The following is an 18,029-nucleotide window of genomic DNA, read 5'->3' as shown; positions in this document are numbered from 1 at the left end:
ACGCTCGGATCGAATAAAATACTGTTTATTTTCAATTCGTTGCCGGCGCGACGGGGCCCCAGGCGCGGACCGATCGCCGACAACAAGAGCTGTCCGGAACGCCTTAGGCTGGCTCAGATCCAACGCGCTACAAGGGAAGCGAGGATGCAGACGTACAGGGCCGCCTCCGCGAGCGGAGGATTCGCGAACATTGATCTCAATCCGAGGCGACCGACAACAAATCGGACGGCTATCAGAATCACCAACGCGAAAAACAGATATCGCACAAAGGGATCCACCAGGATGCCTCCCAAATCAATATCCCTTGGTGCGCCCATCGAATTTCCCTAAAGTAGATTTTCCAGCCGATAGAAGAGCCCCCGGTCGCGCCTGGCCGCCGGCATTCCCTCTCCTCCGACAACCGAGACGCTGCAGGTCATTCCCGCAACGAGCGGTACCTCCGGCGGGACTTGTTCGATCCTGACACGCACCGGAATTCGTTGCGCAAGCCGAACCCAAGTAAAGATCGGGTCGACGTTTGGAAGCCCTTGTGTGCTGCTTGCCGCGTTCGCAGCACTGATGCCGCCCGTGATGCTCTCGATCTGCCCCCTGATCAGCTCTTGAAAACCCAACAGCGTCGCTTCAACTGGATCGCCGACATGGATGTTGGCGAGTTTTGTCTCCTCAAAATAGGCATCGATCCAGTAAGAATGCTCGTCGATCACCGACAAGTTTGGCGTACCGGCTCGAGCAAAGTCTCCCACGCGCATCAGGAGGTTTGTGACGTAGCCGTCGACGGGAGACCGCACCTCCGTCCTTTGAAGATTGATGTCGGCCTGCGAGAGCCCTGCCTTGGCGCTCGCAAGCGCGGCTTCCGCCATTTTCGCGTTGCCGTCGAACACCTGCTTCTCCTCAATCGAGGTCGACAGCGTCGTAAGAATCGCGCGCCGGGCGTTCTGCGCCTTCTTGACTGCGAGGTCGGCCTCTCGGGTCAAGATGGTCGCCTTGGCATTGTCCAGCGCCACTTCGAAATCAAACTTTTCGATGACGTAGAGCACATCTCCCTTGTGAACATGCTGGTTGTCGTGTGTTCGCACCTCAACAATCTGCCCCGATATCTGTGGTGCAACGTTTGCGACCTGCACACGGACCATACCATCGCGCGTCCACGGAGATGTCATGTAAATCCGCCAGCCATGTCGTGCGACAACAAGCGCCGCGACCACAAGTACGCCGGTGGCAACATAACGGAACGCCTTGAGCGCAGCCCGCCTTCTCGTCTTCAGTGCAACGACCATGGAACATCTCCTTTCCTGACCGAGCCATGGTCACAGAAGTGCCGGATCCTGCGCTGCTCGTGCGCAAGCACCAGGCCTGCCGTCCAGAGATCCGTCGCCGCCGCCAGAAGCGCCTCGCGTGCCTCGATTTGACTCCCGCGCATCCGTCGGAGAACCGACCTGGCGCCAGCGAAAAGTCTTCGGCTGTTGCCGGACCAGAGAGCACGTTGCAATTGACCAATCCTCGAACCGATTGCCGGGTCGTCCGAGCTCTGCACCAAATGAAGGTGCGCTGACGCCGCAGCAAGCGACAAGTCATTGATCGAAAGGAGGGCCTTGAGCACTTGCCGACGCGGCCGGCGTGCGCCGGCAGCCGACGTGACGTAGTCGGCGATCCGGGACGCCAAATCACACTCCAGCGCTGGCAGGCTGCACTCGGTGCCCGAAACGGATGTCGTCAAGCTTTCCTGTGTCGCTTTGACGACCGCATGCTGCTTGTCGAGCGCGGACACCGGCCACACCAGGCGGGAGGCCAGAAACACCACCCCGAGGGCGAAAGCGACGAACACGCATTCGGAATAGAAAGTGAGCGGGTTGTAGACCTGAGGGTTGGACGGCGCGAGCAGGACCAGGAATATGATATTCATGATCAGACCGATGCCGCCAATCGCAGGACGGACACTGAGCAAACAGCCAAAAAACACGACGGGCGCGATTGCAACGGCAAGTCTCACGAAGTCCTGCGACTCCGTCAGGACGTAGAAGCGTACGATTCCAGCGCTCACCGAGGCGAGCGCAAAGCTCAGCATAGCCGCTACCGCGAATTTTGAAGGACTTGGCATTGTGGTGCTGAGCGCGCACAGGATCGCTGTAATCGTCAGGGCAGCAACGGATGCGGGCCAGCCGGCAAACAAGAGAAATGTCGCTCCGGCGACTAGAGCAATTCCGATGCGCGTTGCGTTGCCCAACGCAACTGCAAATTCCCCGCGATGCGGCAGGCGTATGTCACGCGCGGGCTCAAGTCCTTCGCGCAAAGATAGCAGTCCGTCATCGAGGAGACTTTTCGATTCCACGAAGCGGATAGCCTGTTGAAGCTGCCACACCGCCCCGACCACAATATTCGGGCGGGACAGCTCGGTTTCACGCAGCTCTGTCAGGAAGGTAGGTGCCTCGGAGTGGTGATCGTCGATAACGGCAAGACATTGATCTCTGATGGTGACGGCCAACGGATCTCGGTGGGCAAGCAAACGCAACAGCCGAACCTGATGGACGATCTCGACGAGCGCGAGCATGGCGCTCCTTGCGCCCGCAGCCCGATGCTGCCCGTCCGCCATATCGTGAGCGACGATGTCGACCTGATCTCTCAATCCCGAGATTTGTGCAAGGAGTTCTCCCGCATGCTCGGACTTATCCTCGTTCCCACTCAGCACAATGCGCACATAACTTCGAATATCGGCCCAGATATCGTTTATTCGGCGCTCCAATCCGCGCCACACCGGCGGTGATCCGAAGACGTCATTTATCAAGGTCACGCACAGGATACCGATCGTGATCGCAGCCATTCGGTCGGTCATCGTCGTGAACACATTCTGCGGAGTATCGATGTTAACGAGGGTAATGATTGCGACCGTGTAGCCGGACAGTACCGCAGCGTAGGCTTGATAGCCGCGGAGGTAGCTTGCGACGAACACACAAATGCATATCCAGCAAATGAAGGCGCCGAGCATTCCGATCCGCTCGCCGGCAAAGAGGCCGGCGATCACGACTGACATGGTAGCGCCAATAAGTGTGGCCGCGATCCTGTTGGCTGCCTTGGCAAGCGCCGCGCCGCGCGTCGGCTGCGCCAGAATTGCCACCGTAACGGCTGCCGATGAGGCTCCTCCAAGCTGCAGCCAAAACGCGACGTAAAGCGCGATTACGGCCGCCAACCATATCCTGAAGGCATAGGCCCATATGTGAACCGGTATTACCATGCGCGAACGTCATGTGCTCTCAAGGGACGGCTCTGGACCTCCGCAATGAACTGGAATGCCTTGGGAAAGCGCCACGCTAGACCACCCCGTAGAAGCTCGCCCCCCATCATGTCCCTGCTCCTACCTCCCGCAGTCATCGGGAGAGATTTACCTTCGCGAGGTCGATAAGCTGGGTCGCCCGGCCATCGAGAACGGCCTTCATCATGTACATCCCAAAATGATAGGCTTGATCCAGTGTGGTCCTGGGTGGCATGGCAAGCTCCTGCCGCGCACTCATCACATCGACGAGAACCGGTCCCTTGTGCGCCAGTGCGGCCTCGATGGCGCCCTTCAACTCCCGCGGCTTTTCAACCCTGATGCCGCGGACGCCCATGGCTTCCGCCATCAGGGCAAAGTCGGGGTTCTTGAGATCACAGCCCGTGTCCAGGAATCCGTTCGCTTTCATCTCCATCTCGACAAAGCCGAGCGTTCCATTGTTGAGGACGATGACCTTCACTGGAAGTCCCATCTGGGTCAGCGTGATGAAGTCTCCCATCATCATGCTGAAACCGCCGTCGCCCGACATTGAGATAACCTGGCGCTCCGGATAGGTCGCCTGTGCGCCAATTGCTTGCAGCATCGCATTCGCCATTGATCCGTGATTGAACGATCCAATAATGCGGCGCCTGCCGTTGACCTTGAGATAGCGTGCAGTCCAGATAATCGGCGTTCCGACATCACAGGTGAAGATCGCATCATCGGCCGCCACTTCGCTGATCACGCGGGTGACATATTGGGGATGAATGATGTCGCCGTCCGGACCACTCTCTGCCAAGGCGTCGAGGTCTCTGCGCGTTCTCTGGTAATCAATCAGCGCATCGCTGAGATGACTTGAATCCGTCTTCTCCTTGATCGAAGGTAGCACGGCATCGAGCGTGTCCTTGACATTGCCGAGCAAGCCTAGATGAAGCGAGCAGCGATTGCCGAGCGCTTCAGGCCGCATATCCACTTGAGCAATTTTTGCATGCTCCGGATAGAACGCCCGGTATGGGAAGTCGGTACCGAGCATCAAGAGCGCACCGCAATTCTTCATGGCGACGTAGCCGGATGCAAAGCCGACCAGGCCTGTCATTCCCACGTCGTAAGGGTTGTCGTATTCGACAAACTCCTTGCCGCGAAAGGCATGCACGATCGGAGCCTTCAGTTTGCGGGCAAGTTCTATGACCCCTGCATGGGCGCCTGCACACCCAGCGCCGCAGAACAAGGTGACCCGGGATGCTTTATTGAGAAAGTCTGCCAGGTGCCCGATATCGGCCTCGCTTGGCCGCAAAACGGGCGCGGTGGGTGCTATCCATTCCGGAACGTCGTCATCAATCTTCATCAGTGCGACGTCGCCGGGCAGCACAACGACTGCAACACCACGTTTGGCAATCGCGACCCGCATTGCACGTTTCAAAATCTGCGGAAGCTGCTTGGGATTGGAAACCAGCTCGACATAATGGCTGCAATCCCTGAACAGGTTTTCCGGATGGGTTGACTGGAAATAATCAATCCCGATTTCGCTGCTGGGGATGTGGGCCGCGATCGCCAGAACAGGCACGCCGTTGCGCTGACAGTCGAACAGGCCGTTGATCAGATGAAGGTTTCCTGGACCGCAGCTCCCCGCGCACACAGCAAGGCTGCCGGTAAGATGAGCTTCAGCGCCCGCCGCAAAAGCCGCGGCCTCCTCATGCCGCATGTGAATCCAGTCGATGGATTTTCTTCGCCGCAGCGCGTCAGTAAAGCCGTTCAGCGAGTCCCCCACAACTCCATAGACACGCCTCACGCCAGCCTTCTCGAGAGCTTCGACCAAATATCCAGATGCAGTTCTGCTCATCGAATTTTCTTTCCTATCACAAGAACGTCTCCCGTTGAGGGTCTCCACGGGACGGGAGTGCTGCAGCGACCCTCTCGGCGGAGCGAGGGACTCGACGCTCCGCCGCTACGGCGGGGGTGCTTTCAGCCCCCTAGCAGCTATGGTCTTCGAGAACCTTCAGATCCCTGACGGAGTAAGAAAGTGAGTAACGAAACCCGGACTCGATCCTTTTCGGCGCGAGCGCATGGAGTTCTTCACCATTCGCTTCCGGAAGGTTAAGCTCGCCCTTCCCGATCCATGCGCCGGCGACGGTGAGATTGTCGGTGATCGACATCGCCAGTTCGTTGACCGCAGGCTTGTCCTGGTAGCCGGCCGCCAATCTCGGGAAATATCGCAACAAGACCGTGGGTCGGCTGAGGAGAGACAGTCCGTTTGCGACCGGCTTGTGCAAGGTGACGCAGGCTTCCGCAAGACGCTGGCCATGCGCCGAAAGGCTCGCGCCAAACCGGCCCCCGGACGCGACCGGCGCCGCGGCGGGACCTGAGGCCGCAAAGGAGCGCGTCTGGAAAATGCTACCCATTTTCTTTGGAAAACCCTGCGTCCAACCGCGCGCCAGCGCAGCGTCATTGTCTACATAGATGTACGGACACCACATTACGGGCACGTCGCGGTACATCGCGTCGACCAAAATAAACGCTTCGCGATACTGATAACGAGCCGGCTCGAGATGTTCGTCGTCCTGGGCCGTGAATTGCCAATCCAGAAACATCATGACGGCGTGACCGTTTGAGTTCGGATCTTTGGAAAGACCACTCGGCAATGTCGCCGCCGTCGCGTCGGGGTCCGTCCAGAACTCGACTCCAACAACGTCGCCGGCATAGTGCCAAGGTGGTGGCGGAGTTAGAGCGGCCTGGCCGAATGGCGATTTCGGAACTGTAAAGCCCTTTAGCATTCTCGTGGTCCTGATGCATCTCTTTCAGCAAACAGGCTACCGACTCCAGCCACAATTGATTTGATTGAAGTGCGTTGACTTGTTTATTCCTGCCACAATCGAGAACGCGCTTGTTAGCATCACGCGCCATTTGCTAGGCGGTCAGATTTGCCAGGATCTCGATATCGGTGACCGAATAGGAAAACGAGAACCGATATCCGCGCCCCACCTTCAGTGGCCCCAGCACTTCCAGCTCTTCGCCATAGGCTTCCGGAAACCTGAGCTCACCCTCGCCGCTCCAGATGTTTGTGATCAGGAGGCGGTCCGAGACGCACCGCACCAGTTCATCCACGGCGGGCTTATCGTGCATGCCCGCGGAGAGCCGCGGAAAATATCGCCGTCCCACTACCCGGCGATCGAGCAAGCCAACAAGACGGTCTACCTTTTCACGCAAGGTGACGCGGGCTTGCACCAGCAACCGGTCATGAGCGGACATGCAGGCGGCGAACCTGCTATCGTGCGCGAGTTGCGCCGAGGCCGGGCTCGGGGCGGCAAAAGTGCGGGTCTGGTGTACGGCACCGAACTTCTTTGGATATCCCTGGATCCAGCCTCTCATCAAGGCCGCATCGTTATCGGCATAACAATATGGACACCACGCTATTCGTGCCCCCTTCCACATCGCGTCGAGGAGGACGCTGAATCCGCGACTCTGGTATCTGGCAGGATCGAGATACTCATTGTTCTGCGCGGTGAACTGGTAGTCCGTGAAGAGTGCAACAGAGTGGCCCGGACATTTCGTGTCAAGCTCGACACCCGTCGGAAGAGTATGGACTGACACATCGGGATCATTCCAGAACTCCACCGCCAGAACGTCGCCTGCGAAATGCCAGGGCGGCGAAGGGACCAATGCAGCGGCGCCCAAAGGGGACCGAGGGGCGGTGAATCCTTTGAGCATTTCCTCGTCCCCACCACCAATTGCGTATTGGCCGTTCGTCACTTGAACGTGCAACGTTAGTGTTGTTGTCGTTCCCAACGCTTGGACAGACGTGCGGTGACTTGGTGGTTTGTGCACCCCCGATGTTGATGGCCGCACTCACGCTTTTGGGAAGCGGAAGGACTGCAGAGAGGTCGAAAGCTCCAAAGGCTGACGCTTTGCTACAAGCATGGGCCTCGGCGAGAGCGTATTTGTTTTTGCCGTGATCGATTACCAATGGCAGGTCCTCTAATGAATGTAGAACGCCAGAATATTGGGATGATACTTCGGCTAAGGTCCTCGCTGCAGTGGTGCGTCTCGCTGGCCCTACTGTCCGCGACGACGTCTCCCTCCTTCTCACAAGGCACACTAGAACAACGCATGGCGTGTACGCCCGACGTGCTCAGACTTTGCAGTGCATTCATCCCCGATGCAGATGAGATAACGATTTGTCTCAAAGACAAGAACGCCGAGCTCAGCGATGCATGCAGGGCGTCGCTTGAGGCGGGAATGAAGCAGCTACCCAGCGCGAGCGAAAGCACCGGAGCTCGCAAACGCACCGCGAGATAGAAGGATCGGTGAGATGTCTGTTCACAAAATGAAGTTTATGCTGGTGAACGACTTGGCGCCGCGCAGGCCCTCTGTCTGCACGGAGTGTTCGCGACCGCTGGAACGGGGGTACTTGCATGATCTTTCCACCTCAAAACGCTATTGCTGCATCGATTGCTACCCCCAATGGATGGTGATGAGTGGCTTTGTCGGATTGATCGCTTCAACGACTCCGTTCGAACTCGCTATCGCCTGGCCGAAACTGACCGTTGATGTCGCGACAGCGCTGCTCGACAGCGCGTGGCGCGATCATCGCGGCTGATGCTTGAGACGAATTCGCCTGCTCTTATCCTGTCTTGACAGGTGGTGGTGCTACAGCGCGGCGCCGACAACGCCAGTTCCAGCTCTGTGACAGGCATGTACCAGGTAAAGAACAATCTGAGGTTCACGCGGCAGTTGGTCGCTCACGTTTGCGCACGGCCCGCCATTATCGTCGACCTTTGCGACGCGGCAGCGTTTATAGACATGCACGGCGACCGCACTCGGCTATGGGTCACCGCGGAGACCGCCGTTAAGTGCGCCGATAGCAACCCCCGTCTGATCGACCAAGCCACCAAGACTCTCGAAAACACACTGCGCCGTGAAGGCATGCTTGACTAGCAACTGGCCTCCTTTACGGATCAGACCCGCTTATCCGAGCGCGCTCTTGAACAGGGCACCGCCACGCAAGGTCTATCGGCTTCGCCTCGCAGCGGTGATTGAGCCTGATCCGCAGCCTGCACGAACCAGCGTGACCAACAGGCGATGAAGAGCGCCGCCAGCGCAAGACCGGTGGGCAATACAAGCGACCACAGTCCGACGTGCGCCTGGCACCAGGCGCCAAGGCCCGCCCCGGCAAGAAAGCCCGCAATTGCTACTCCGGTGCGCCGTGCTCGCGTCACGGCCTTGGCGCGGCTATCGGGGTTCGTTCCGAGCCACACCTCACCAAGATCCAGTACCAGCCGGGTCAAGTTGGTCGTCATGACCGCAGTAGACGGCGCATCCTTGAGAGAGAGTTGCACAAGCGCGTTTTGTACGGCCATCGCGGAAACGCCGAGCATGGCAGCAACTATCATGATCGCCGCATCCGGATCAGTGAGGCAGCCAACCCCGACACAGATCGTGAGAAGACCGGAAAGGAGAAAAAACTGCAGGAACAGCAGTGGCCTCAGAGAGACAATCCTGGACCGATCGAGTCCGGCCGCCAGAAGTCGCGCTGCAACGAGCGCGATGATAAACACGGGCACGGACAGCAAATGCGCCGCCGACGCGTGCTCGCCTGCAGCGGATCTTGCCGCAAGGATCACCAGATTGCCGGTAACGTGGGCGATGAACAGGGTTCCCAGCCCGAGGAACCCAATCACGTCCACACTGCCTGCGATGACGCTCAGCACAAAGGTCAGCAACTTCGTGCCGAGCGGGTCGCTGACCGTCTCCACGGTTCAAGACCTTTTCATCAATGATTCAAACTGTGCTCACTCCGGGTAGACGGGGCGATAGACACACGATCGGATCAGCGCGCCGACATCGGCAGGCCGAGGCACTCGCGCCAAGCCTTGGTCGAAAATGCAAGCGGCAACCCGCTCGGCCACGTGCAGTGAGGTGGCGAAAATCCGTTCGCGCGGCGGATAGATGAGCTCTGCTGCGAGGTTGTCCTCGCTGACCTGTTCGGCAATGGCCTGCGCGGCGGTGAGGAACATTTCGTCGGTGACCCGCTCCGCCTCCGTGGCAAAGATCGCCATGGCCATGGCTGGGAAGATGTAGACGTTGTTGCCCTGGTTCGGCACGAATTTCCGCCCGCCGATCTCGACCGGGGGAAACGGGCTGCCGCTGGCAAAAATGGCGCGACCGCCAGACCAGCGATAGGCTTCCTCGGCCGAGCACTCGGAGCGCGAGGTCGGGTTGGAATATGGAAAGATGATCGGTCTCTGATTGAGCTCGGCCATGGCTTCGACCGCCTCGCGGGTGAACAGTTTCGGGATTCCGCTGACCCCAATGATGCCGGTCGGCTTCAGGGCCTTGATCGCCTCGACGAACGTCGAGATCGGCTGCCGGTCCTGCGCGAACGGGCGCTGAAAGTCCGCGAGATCATCGCGAGAGGTGACGAGCAGACCCTTGACATCGAAGAGGGCGTTGCGATGCCTGGCTTCGTGTATATCCATGCCGGCTCTAGCCATGGCCTGGCTGATCAGTTCTGCAATTCCGGTTCCCGCCGAGCCAGCGCCGAGAAACAGGAACCGCTGATCAGTGATCTTCTTTGTGATGCGCAATGAGGCCAGGATACCGGCCAGCGCCACTCCCGCGGTGCCCTGGATATCGTCATTGAACGTACAAACCTCGTCGCGGTAGCGCTCGAGGATCGGCACGGCATTGATGTTCGCAAAGTCCTCCCACTGGAGACAGCATTTGGGGTAGAGCTGCTGCACCGCCGCAACGAACTCATCAATGAATGCTGCATATTCGTCGCCGCGGATGCGGCCTTGCCGCAGTCCCAGGTAGAGTGGGTCGTCGATCAGAGCCTGGTTGTTCGTGCCGACGTCGATAACGACCGGCAGGCAGGACTGCGGCGGCACGCCGGCACATGCAGTGCACAGAGCGAGCTTCCCGATCGGGATGCCCATGCCGCCGGCGCCGAGGTCCCCTAACCCGAGGATGCGCTCGCCGTCGGTCACGACGATAAAGCGCACGTCCTTTTCGGGCCAATTGGACAGGAGTTCCTTGACCCGGCCGCGCGCGCTGATCGGCAGATAAATGCCGCGCGGCTGGCGGAAGATGTGGCCGAATTTCTGGCAAGCCTCGCCTACCGTAGGCGTGTACACAATCGGCATGTAGGTCGCCGGATCCGACATCAGGACCGAGTAATAGAGGGTCTCGTTGCGTGCCTGCAGATCGGACAATACCAGGTATTTGAGCAAATCGTTTTCAAGACGGACGATCTCATCGTGTCGGCGCGCAACCTGCAACTCCAGCGAAAGCACGGCCGGCGGCAGCAGGCCTTCGAGACCGAAAGCACCGCGCTCTGCCTCCGTGAATGCGGTACCTTTGTTGAGGCGTGCGTTGTGTAGCCGGTCGTAACCGGCAAGCTGCTTCGCAGTCATTTTGGTTGGTGCGTTCATCGTGATTGCTCCATTTGTGCGATTTCGCCAGTGTTTGCTGCGAGCATCCCTGAATGGATGAGCGCAGCCGCCTTGACTGTGCCAGCGGCAAGTGCGGCGCCTGTGCCCTCCGCCTCGCCCATCTCGAGATCGAAGAGCGGTGTCAGGCCGATCTTCTCCGCGAGTTGCCGATGCCCGGGCTCGTTCGCTGCGACATGGGCCAACAGGCAATGGTCGAGAGCCGCCGGATTGGCGCGATGAAGCACAGCCGCGGCCGCCGTCGCCGCAAAGCCCTCAAGGACGACGGCAACCTGTGTCCGCGCGGCGATGATTGTGCCGGCGATTGCCGCGAATTCGCGCCCGCCCAGGCGGCGCAGAACTTCGAGCGGATCCTCAAGATGACCGGAGTGCTGGGCGAGCGCATGATCGACAGTCGCCGCTTTCCGGCTGATCATCGCAGCATCGGCTCCCGAGCCCGCGCCGACCCAGTCGGCACCGCTGCCGCCAAAGAGCGCGGCCGAAATCGCCGCGGCGGAGGTCGAAGCACCGACGCCGATACTCCCCAGCGCGATGAGATCAACGCCGTCGGTGATCGCCTCTGTGCCGAATGCCATGGTTGCGGCGCAACCTCTCTCGTCCAGCGCGGCGCCAATGGCGAAATCGGCAGTCGGCAAGTCAAGCGCGAGGTCATAGAGCTTCAACCCGAGGCCGTGGGCGGCGCAAACCTGGTTGACTGCCGCGCCGCCGGCCGCCGCAAGCTCGACAAACCGCTGGGTGGCCTCAACGGGGCGTGGCGAGACGTCATGGCGCGCGATCCCGTGGTTGCCGGCGACGATTGCCACGACCGGGCGCAAGACAGCCGGCGGCCGGCCCGTCGAGACGGCGAGCCACGCGGCAACCTTTTCGATCCGACCAAGCGAATTTTTTGGCTTTTCGATGCAGCCGAAATCGTCGCGAACGCGGGCAGCCGCGCGCTCATCCAGCGGAGGCAACCGCTCTATAAGCGCGCGAAAATCGCCGAAGGGCAGCCCGGAATCAATTGACGAAAGAGTTGCCATCGGTCATGTCCGTTGACGACCGGAAGCACTTCGCTCTGCTTCCGTGAAGGCGGTGCCCTTGTTGAGGCGCGCGTCAGCGCCTGCGGCCTGAACGCCATGATCGGCACTATTTGCTACATAGGGTCTGACCATCTTTGCGGGATCGACGACGCGGTCGAAGGTCGCCTCGTCGACGTGGCCGAGTTGTAGGGCCGCCTCTTTCAAGGTCAGATCATGCTCCGCTGCGAAATGAGCGATCGCTGATGCCTTGTCATATCCGATGACCGGAGCCAGCGCCGTGACCAGCATCAGCGAGCGCTGCACGTATTCGGAGATCTTCTTTCGATTCGGCCGCGTTCCTTCGACCAGGAATTGGCGGAAATTCGTGCACCCGTCGCTGAGCAGTGTGATCGACTGGGCGATATTGGCGATCATCACGGGCTTGTAGACGTTCATCTCGAGATAGCCTCCGGCGCCGCCAAAGCCCACTGCGATATCGTTCGCCATGACCTGCACGGCGATCATCGTCAGTGCTTCTGCTTGCGTCGGATTGACCTTTCCCGGCATGATTGACGAACCGGGTTCGTTCTCCGGAATCAGCAGTTCGCCGAAGCCGGCGCGCGGGCCGCATGACAACAACCGGATATCGTTGCCGATCTTGTAGAGCGACACCGCCAAGGTGCGCAGCGTCCCCGAGAGTTGCACCAGCGCGTCATGCGCGCCCTGAACGGCGAATTTGTTCGGTGCGCTTACAAACGGCAGTTTCGTCAGCGCGGCGATCTCCGCGGCGACCGCCTCGGCGAAGCCGGGTGCGGCGTTGATCCCGGTACCGACCGCCGTACCGCCCAGCGCAAGCCGGTAGATGCCCGGCAACGCCAATTCGATCCGCTCCAGGTCGTCCGTTAGCATCGCGGCGTAACCCGACCATTCCTGGCCAAGCGTGAGCGGCGTCGCATCCTGCATGTGGGTGCGGCCGATCTTCACGATGTCGTCCCATTCGACCGCCTTGACCGCGATCGCATCGCGCAGCGCGGTGACGGCGGGAATGAGCCGCTCCTTGACATTGACGGCGGCGGCAATGTGCATTGCCGACGGAAAGGAGTCGTTCGACGACTGCGACATGTTGACGTGATCGTTGGGATGAACCGGGTGCTTGCTGCCGAGCGGTGTGCCTGCGAGCTGACAGCAACGGTTCGAAACGACCTCGTTGACGTTCATATTGAACTGGGTACCACTCCCGGTCATCCACACATGCAGCGGGAACATGTCCTGGTGGCCGCCAGCAAGGATCTCCTCACAGACACGTGTAATCAGGGCATGGACCTGATCCGGCAGCCGGCCACCTCTGTGGTTTGCGGCGGCGGCGGCGCGTTTTATGATCGCATAGGCAACGATCATTTCGCGGGGGATCAGGTCGCGGCCGATGCTGAAATGCTGCAAAGAGCGCTGGGTCTGCGCACCCCAGAGTTTGTCGGCTGGCACGTCAACTTTGCCCAACCCGTCGGTTTCCGTTCGAAATTCTGACATGGTGCTCTCATCTGCTCGGTGACATCAGCCCCGCTCGGACATCATGTGTTTGGTATTGGCGATCGCGCGCGCGGGATTCAGTCCTTTCGGACACGTCTTCGTGCAGTTCATGATCGTATGGCAGCGATAGAGGCGGAATGGATCCTCGAGGCGATCCAACCTTTCGCCGGTACTTTGATCGCGACTGTCAGCGAGCCAGCGATAGGACTGGAGAAGGATGGAAGGACCAAGATACTTGTCCTGATTCCACCAGTAGCTCGGACATGATGTGGAACAGCAGAAGCAAAGGATGCACTCCCACAGACCATCGAGCTTCGCGCGATCCTCGGGAGATTGCCGGCGCTCGCGGTCCGGCGGCGGCTGATCCGACTGCAGCCATGGCTCGATCAGCGCGTATTGCGCGTACAATCCGGTCAGGTCAGGAATGAGATCCTTCAAGACCGGCAGATGTGGCAACGGCGTGATTCGGCTCGCACCCGCCTTCAGGCTGCTGATGGGCGTCAGACAGGCCAACGTGTTGTGTCCGTTGATGTTCATCGCGCAAGAGCCGCATACGCCCTCACGGCAGGAGCGCCGGAACGACAGCGTCGGATCGATCTGGTCATTGATCTTGACGAGTGCATCGAGAACCATCGGTCCGCAATGATCGAGATCGATTTCGAACTCATCGATCGTCGGGTTGGCGTTCTTGTCTGGATCCCAGCGATAGATCCGGAAGCCCTTCAGGTGCACTCCATCTTTCGGTGTCGGCCAGTGCTTGCCTTTGCCGACTTTGGAATTCGCTGGAAGCGTGAACTCGGACATTTTCGGGCTCTCCTGATTTGATGCCGCCTTGCCGCTATCGACGTACCCGACGTGTTAGTGAGTGCGCTCTGCTGGCGGGAAGCTTTCCACTTCGTTGGAAAGTGTATTCAGACGCACCGGGCGATAGTCGAAGGTGACCTTCCAGTCAGCGTCTTTCCAGGCAACGGTGTGCTTGAGCCAATTCTTGTCATCGCGCTGCTGAAAGTCATCTCGCGCATGTGCGCCTCGCGACTCCGTTCGGGCAACGGCGGAATGAGCAATCACGACCGCCTGCTCCGCCAGGTTGGCGAGCTCGAGCGCCGAGACCAGCGCGACGTTCCACTTCAGCGAGGGGTCGTCCACCGTAACGCGCTCCAGCGGATCGCGCAGGTCCGTCAGCCTCTTCATGCCCTCCTGCAAGGTATCGCCGCGGCGGAACACGCCGAAGCCCGATTGCATCGCCCCCTGCATCAGCGGACGAATCTCGCCGGGCTTGTTGCCGCCCCTGCTATTGCGTGTCCGGTCGAAGCGGGCCAGCGCGGCCTCCTGCGAGTGACCATTGACCTCGCGCGCGCGGGTTCCCGGCTTGATCAACTCGGCCGCGCGTAGCGCCGCCGCCCGGCCGAAGACGATGAGATCGAGCAAGCTGTTGGTGCCGAGCCGGTTGGCGCCGTGCACCGAAACACATGCCGCTTCTCCGATTGCCATCAATCCCGGCACGACTGTCTCGGTGTCGTTCTTCGTCGGACTAATGACTTCGGCCTTGATGTTCGTCGGAATGCCGCCCATGACATAATGTACGGTCGGAATGACCGGAATTGGCTCTTTGTGGGCGTCCACGCCGGCGAAGGTACGCGCTGACTGGACAATGCCGGGCAGACGCGCATCGAGCACATCGGCAGGCAGATGCTCGAGGTGAAGGTGAATGTGATCCTTTTTCTCGCCGACCCCGCGCCCCTCCCGGATCTCCACAGCTTCGGCACGGCTGACGACGTCGCGGGATGACAAGTCCTTCTCTCGCGGCGCATATTTTGGCATGAACCGCTCACCTTCGCTGTTGGTCAGATAGCCGCCCTCGCCGCGGGCCCCCTCGGTAATCAGAACGCCGGCACCGTAGACGCCGGTGGGATGGAATTGGATGAATTCCATGTCCTGCAGCGGCAGGCCGGCGCGCAGCACCATCGCGCTTCCGTCGCCGGTGCAGGTGTGCGCCGACGTGCAGGACTGGTAGACGCGGCCGCAACCGCCCGTCGCTATCACGGTCATGTTGGCGCGGAAGCGATGAATTGATCCGTCCTCAAGGCACCAGGCGAGCAAGCCGCGACAGACTCCGTCGTCGTCCATCAGCAGATCAAGCGCAAAATACTCGATGAAGAAGCGGGCCTTATGCTTCAGGCACTGCTGGTAAAGCGTGTGCAAAATCGCGTGGCCGGTGCGATCGGCCGCGGCGCAGGCCCGATACGCCATGTCACCCTTGGCATATTCCGTCGTGTGTCCGCCGAAGCGCCGCTGGTAGATTTTGCCGGCCTCGGTTCGGCTGAACGGCACGCCCAAATGCTCGAGCTCGATGACCGCATCCTCCGCCTCGCGACACATGTATGCGATCGCGTCCTGGTCGCCGAGCCAGTCAGAACCTCTCACCGTATCGAACATGTGCCAGCGCCATTCGTCGTTTTCGATGTTTCCCAGGGCGGCGCTGATGCCACCTTGCGCCGCGACGGTGTGGCTACGCGTGGGAAAGACCTTGGTGATGCAGGCCGTGTTCAAGCCGGCCGCGACCATCCCGAGCGTCGCCCGGAGCCCGGCGCCGCCGGCTCCGAGGACGATCACATCGAAAGAGTGGTCAACTATTTCGTAAGCGTTGGGCATCCTGGTCTCCCTAGCGGCCGAGAAAGAGTTTGAGGACTGCGAGCACAGCGCCGCCTGCGAGGATCACGGCAACGGCACGAAAGAGAAGTTCGGCTGCAAGCAGCCGGGCGCGCGTGTGCACGTAGTCAAGAACAACGGAGCGAACGCCGATCAGCGCATGCATGATCCCCGCAAGAACGACGAGGATGACGAGCAGCGCCGGTACAGGCGAAGAAAGCCAGTCGGCTGCCGTCTTTCGGTCCAAGGTCGCGATCGACAGGATCGACGCTGCGAAATAGAGGCTCAGCGGGATCAGCGCGATCGCCGTCAGGCGCTGCAATCGCCATTCGCGCAGTCCATCGCGCGCGCTGCCGAACTGGCGGACCTGGCGGGGCACCACCTCGTCGCGCAGTGCAGTCGTATCCGATAGGGAGGTCGCCTTTGTCATCGCAGTCTCCTAGGCCAGAAACACATAGAGCCAGGTCATGGCGGTCAGCAGTACGGTCCCGGCAAGAACGGCGTAGCCGCTGCGAGCAGCGCTCCTGATTTCAAAGCCGTAGCCGGCGTCCCAAGCCAAATGACGAACGCCATTGCACAAGTGATAAAAGAAGGCGATCGACCAGCCGCACAACAGCACGATGCCGAACGGAGAAGCGAGAAGCGCGTGGGTGGTTGCAAATACTTCGCCGCCGGCTGCCACGCTGATCAGCCACCAGACGAGCAGGATTGAACCTACTGCCAACGCAATGCCAGTGAGCCGGTGAAGGATGGACAGCGCCGAGGTGATCTGGAAGCGATACCAGGTCGGAAACATGAAGGGCGATAACGGACGTTCCATGGGGTGCTCCAGTCGATATTCCGATTTCAGTGGCGACCAATCTGCCGCGATGCACGATCTCGCTCGGTGCAGAAACTGCGCAGTAGTCGCATCACGTCGTGTTCATGTTCCGGCGGCGGATCGCTGACGCCGAAGATCCAGTCAAACAGATCCGGGTCCGTGCAATCGAGCAGTGCTTCGAACCGTCCGAGTTGATTGCTGTCCAGGGTTTTGAGGGAGCCCTCGGCGAACGGGCCGAGAATGAGGTCGCTTTCCTGCGTTCCGCGATGCCAGCACAGAAAGAGAAGCCGCCGGCAGCGAATATCTCGCTGCTCGCTCTCCGATGGACAGGAAATATGATTATCCATTCTGCGTGCTTCCCTGTGCCAGGGAGGCCCGGTGCGCGATGAAGACGCCAGGCCGATCCGCATTTTCGTCAGTCGTCTCGATATTCATCACGCTGCTCCGGCAACGGCATTTCATCCCGTTTCGCAGCGCTGCACTTGTCGCTGCGTACACACAATGCTCTTTCCAGACGGTCCGTTCTTGGACGCGACGGCTTGATCGTGACTGATCATGCTCAAAATGGCGGCGACCAACGTTGAACAAACCACGGCGGCGTGCCAGATCCGCTGTGCAGCCGATCGGAGATTTTTCATGAAGATCGCTTCACCGCGACCACAGCGAGCTCGTCGACATCTTCGCCAACTGCCGCGCTGACGAATCGGGCGGCGTCCGTGGCAAGCAAGACCGCTCGCGCGATTGCCTTTATCCTTCGTTGCTCCGGAGCAGCGACGGTCGCCTACGAGCTGGTGTTTTTCCTGGGACTGCAGGGACTTTGGGCTGCGATGACGGCAATGATCGTTTCGCAAGAACGATTGCACGAGACGCGCTCGTCCTTGACGGGACGCATTCTCGGCACACTGCTTGGGATCGGCATCACCGTCGCAGTGAACGAGATCGGCTCACGCACTGCAATCTCCACTGCCGTCCAGATGGCAATTGCAGTGGCGCTCTGTGCGCTGGTCGTGCGCGAGCTTCCAACGCTTCGAGTTGCGATGTGGACCTGCCCGATCATTCTGCTGACTGCGCAACCGTCGGTCCCGATGCTCCTGGTCGCACTACATCGCGGCAGCGAAGTCATCCTCGGCGCCATCATCGGGTGGACAGTTCATTGGCTCGCCGAGGTCGTCGTAGACGCATTGGCTGGCTCGGAGCCTGATCTGCATTGTGGCCGTGTATCACGTCACGAACCTGCGCAACCTGTCGATCGACAGCGAACTGAGCATATCGAGGGTGACTAGGCCGGGAACCCATAAATTCGCTGGACGGACGGCTTGCCCGAGTCCGCTATGCCCCATACCGAC

Annotated in this window: 17 protein-coding genes; 2 read left to right on the top strand and 15 right to left on the bottom strand. The window is 60.1% G+C overall.

Translation table 11 applies throughout. From position 1 onward, the window contains the following. Positions 1-113: 113 nt before the first annotated feature. The 6 genes from GWG65_RS17750 to GWG65_RS17725 all read right to left on the bottom strand — a co-directional run bounded on the left by GWG65_RS17750 (position 114) and on the right by GWG65_RS17725 (position 6,949). Positions 114-317: a DUF1656 domain-containing protein gene (locus GWG65_RS17750; RefSeq protein ID WP_275196839.1), complete on the bottom strand. Its 204-nt coding sequence runs from the start codon at positions 315-317 to the stop codon at positions 114-116. A 9-nt stretch (positions 318-326) separates the two neighbouring features. Continuing rightward, on the bottom strand, positions 327-1,277 hold the full coding sequence (locus GWG65_RS17745) for an HlyD family secretion protein (RefSeq protein WP_275196838.1): 951 nt from the start codon (positions 1,275-1,277) through the stop codon (positions 327-329). Beyond that, positions 1,262-3,229: an FUSC family protein gene (locus tag GWG65_RS17740; RefSeq protein ID WP_275196837.1), complete on the bottom strand. Its 1,968-nt coding sequence runs from the start codon at positions 3,227-3,229 to the stop codon at positions 1,262-1,264. Before GWG65_RS17740 ends, GWG65_RS17745 begins: the two co-directional genes overlap by 16 nt. 133 nt (positions 3,230-3,362) lie before the next feature. Beyond that, complete coding sequence (gene poxB / locus GWG65_RS17735; protein ID WP_275196836.1) at positions 3,363-5,084, bottom strand: ubiquinone-dependent pyruvate dehydrogenase; 1,722 nt, start codon at positions 5,082-5,084, stop codon at positions 3,363-3,365. 130 nt (positions 5,085-5,214) lie between these two features. Beyond that, a complete protein-coding gene (locus GWG65_RS17730) occupies positions 5,215-6,015 on the bottom strand; it encodes an acetoacetate decarboxylase family protein (protein ID WP_275196835.1) in 801 nt (266 codons plus the stop codon). A gap of 133 nt (positions 6,016-6,148) precedes the next feature. Next, entirely contained in the window at positions 6,149-6,949 is an 801-nt protein-coding gene (locus tag GWG65_RS17725; protein ID WP_275196834.1) for an acetoacetate decarboxylase family protein, read from the bottom strand. Between the two features lie 601 nt (positions 6,950-7,550). On the opposite strand from GWG65_RS17725, the gene GWG65_RS17720 reads away from it, so the two are divergent. Further along, positions 7,551-7,838, top strand: a complete 288-nt coding sequence (locus GWG65_RS17720; protein WP_275196833.1) for a hypothetical protein — start codon at positions 7,551-7,553, stop codon at positions 7,836-7,838. Between the two features lie 358 nt (positions 7,839-8,196). Here the strand turns inward: GWG65_RS17720 and GWG65_RS17715 are convergent, their stop codons facing one another. From GWG65_RS17715 to GWG65_RS17675, 9 genes are read right to left on the bottom strand one after another with little or no spacing between them, the layout of a single operon-like run. Next, positions 8,197-8,994 carry a YoaK family protein gene (locus GWG65_RS17715; RefSeq protein WP_275196832.1) on the bottom strand — a complete coding sequence of 266 codons (798 nt, stop codon included), beginning with the start codon at positions 8,992-8,994 and terminating at the stop codon, positions 8,197-8,199. Between the two features lie 36 nt (positions 8,995-9,030). Continuing rightward, positions 9,031-10,653, bottom strand: coding sequence for an NAD-dependent malic enzyme (locus tag GWG65_RS17710; RefSeq protein ID WP_275196831.1), 1,623 nt, complete (start codon positions 10,651-10,653; stop codon positions 9,031-9,033). A 14-nt stretch (positions 10,654-10,667) separates the two neighbouring features. Beyond that, positions 10,668-11,690 carry a nicotinate-nucleotide--dimethylbenzimidazole phosphoribosyltransferase gene (locus GWG65_RS17705; RefSeq protein WP_275196903.1) on the bottom strand — a complete coding sequence of 341 codons (1,023 nt, stop codon included), beginning with the start codon at positions 11,688-11,690 and terminating at the stop codon, positions 10,668-10,670. 21 nt (positions 11,691-11,711) lie between these two features. Beyond that, the gene (gene fumC / locus GWG65_RS17700; protein ID WP_275196830.1) at positions 11,712-13,214 is read right to left on the bottom strand and encodes a class II fumarate hydratase; all 1,503 of its coding nucleotides are present in this window, start codon (positions 13,212-13,214) and stop codon (positions 11,712-11,714) included. 24 nt (positions 13,215-13,238) lie between these two features. Continuing rightward, entirely contained in the window at positions 13,239-14,018 is a 780-nt protein-coding gene (locus tag GWG65_RS17695) for a succinate dehydrogenase iron-sulfur subunit (protein ID WP_275196829.1), read from the bottom strand. 54 nt (positions 14,019-14,072) lie between these two features. Further along, positions 14,073-15,866 (bottom strand): succinate dehydrogenase flavoprotein subunit, encoded by a 1,794-nt coding sequence (sdhA, locus tag GWG65_RS17690; RefSeq protein ID WP_275196828.1) that lies wholly within the window; start codon positions 15,864-15,866, stop codon positions 14,073-14,075. A gap of 10 nt (positions 15,867-15,876) precedes the next feature. Continuing rightward, the gene (gene sdhD / locus GWG65_RS17685) at positions 15,877-16,293 is read right to left on the bottom strand and encodes a succinate dehydrogenase, hydrophobic membrane anchor protein (RefSeq protein WP_275196827.1); all 417 of its coding nucleotides are present in this window, start codon (positions 16,291-16,293) and stop codon (positions 15,877-15,879) included. A gap of 9 nt (positions 16,294-16,302) precedes the next feature. Further along, positions 16,303-16,683 carry a succinate dehydrogenase, cytochrome b556 subunit gene (gene sdhC / locus GWG65_RS17680; RefSeq protein WP_275196826.1) on the bottom strand — a complete coding sequence of 127 codons (381 nt, stop codon included), beginning with the start codon at positions 16,681-16,683 and terminating at the stop codon, positions 16,303-16,305. 26 nt (positions 16,684-16,709) lie between these two features. Next, entirely contained in the window at positions 16,710-17,030 is a 321-nt protein-coding gene (locus tag GWG65_RS17675; RefSeq protein ID WP_275196825.1) for a succinate dehydrogenase assembly factor 2, read from the bottom strand. 369 nt (positions 17,031-17,399) lie between these two features. Here GWG65_RS17675 and GWG65_RS17670 point away from each other — a divergent pair, with 369 nt between their 5' ends. Continuing rightward, on the top strand, positions 17,400-17,966 hold the full coding sequence (locus tag GWG65_RS17670; protein WP_275196824.1) for an FUSC family protein: 567 nt from the start codon (positions 17,400-17,402) through the stop codon (positions 17,964-17,966). Positions 17,967-18,029: the final 63 nt, after the last annotated feature.

This window comes from Bradyrhizobium sp. CSA207 (genome assembly GCF_029051685.1).
Lineage (GTDB): Bacteria > Pseudomonadota > Alphaproteobacteria > Rhizobiales > Xanthobacteraceae > Bradyrhizobium.
This window is presented reverse-complemented; position numbering and strand designations above follow the sequence as displayed.

Coding starts and splice junctions, on each gene's coding strand:
- GWG65_RS17750 (WP_275196839.1), bottom strand. CDS start 317: ATGGGCGCACCAAGGGATATTGATTTGGGAGGCATCCTGGTGGATCCC.
- poxB (WP_275196836.1), bottom strand. CDS start 5,084: ATGAGCAGAACTGCATCTGGATATTTGGTCGAAGCTCTCGAGAAGGCT.
- GWG65_RS17710 (WP_275196831.1), bottom strand. CDS start 10,653: ATGACTGCGAAGCAGCTTGCCGGTTACGACCGGCTACACAACGCACGC.
- sdhC (WP_275196826.1), bottom strand. CDS start 16,683: ATGGAACGTCCGTTATCGCCCTTCATGTTTCCGACCTGGTATCGCTTC.
- GWG65_RS17695 (WP_275196829.1), bottom strand. CDS start 14,018: ATGTCCGAGTTCACGCTTCCAGCGAATTCCAAAGTCGGCAAAGGCAAG.
- sdhD (WP_275196827.1), bottom strand. CDS start 16,293: ATGACAAAGGCGACCTCCCTATCGGATACGACTGCACTGCGCGACGAG.
- fumC (WP_275196830.1), bottom strand. CDS start 13,214: ATGTCAGAATTTCGAACGGAAACCGACGGGTTGGGCAAAGTTGACGTG.
- GWG65_RS17745 (WP_275196838.1), bottom strand. CDS start 1,277: ATGGTCGTTGCACTGAAGACGAGAAGGCGGGCTGCGCTCAAGGCGTTC.
- sdhA (WP_275196828.1), bottom strand. CDS start 15,866: ATGCCCAACGCTTACGAAATAGTTGACCACTCTTTCGATGTGATCGTC.
- GWG65_RS17730 (WP_275196835.1), bottom strand. CDS start 6,015: ATGCTAAAGGGCTTTACAGTTCCGAAATCGCCATTCGGCCAGGCCGCT.
- GWG65_RS17720 (WP_275196833.1), top strand. CDS start 7,551: ATGTCTGTTCACAAAATGAAGTTTATGCTGGTGAACGACTTGGCGCCG.
- GWG65_RS17740 (WP_275196837.1), bottom strand. CDS start 3,229: ATGGTAATACCGGTTCACATATGGGCCTATGCCTTCAGGATATGGTTG.
- GWG65_RS17675 (WP_275196825.1), bottom strand. CDS start 17,030: ATGGATAATCATATTTCCTGTCCATCGGAGAGCGAGCAGCGAGATATT.
- GWG65_RS17725 (WP_275196834.1), bottom strand. CDS start 6,949: ATGCTCAAAGGATTCACCGCCCCTCGGTCCCCTTTGGGCGCCGCTGCA.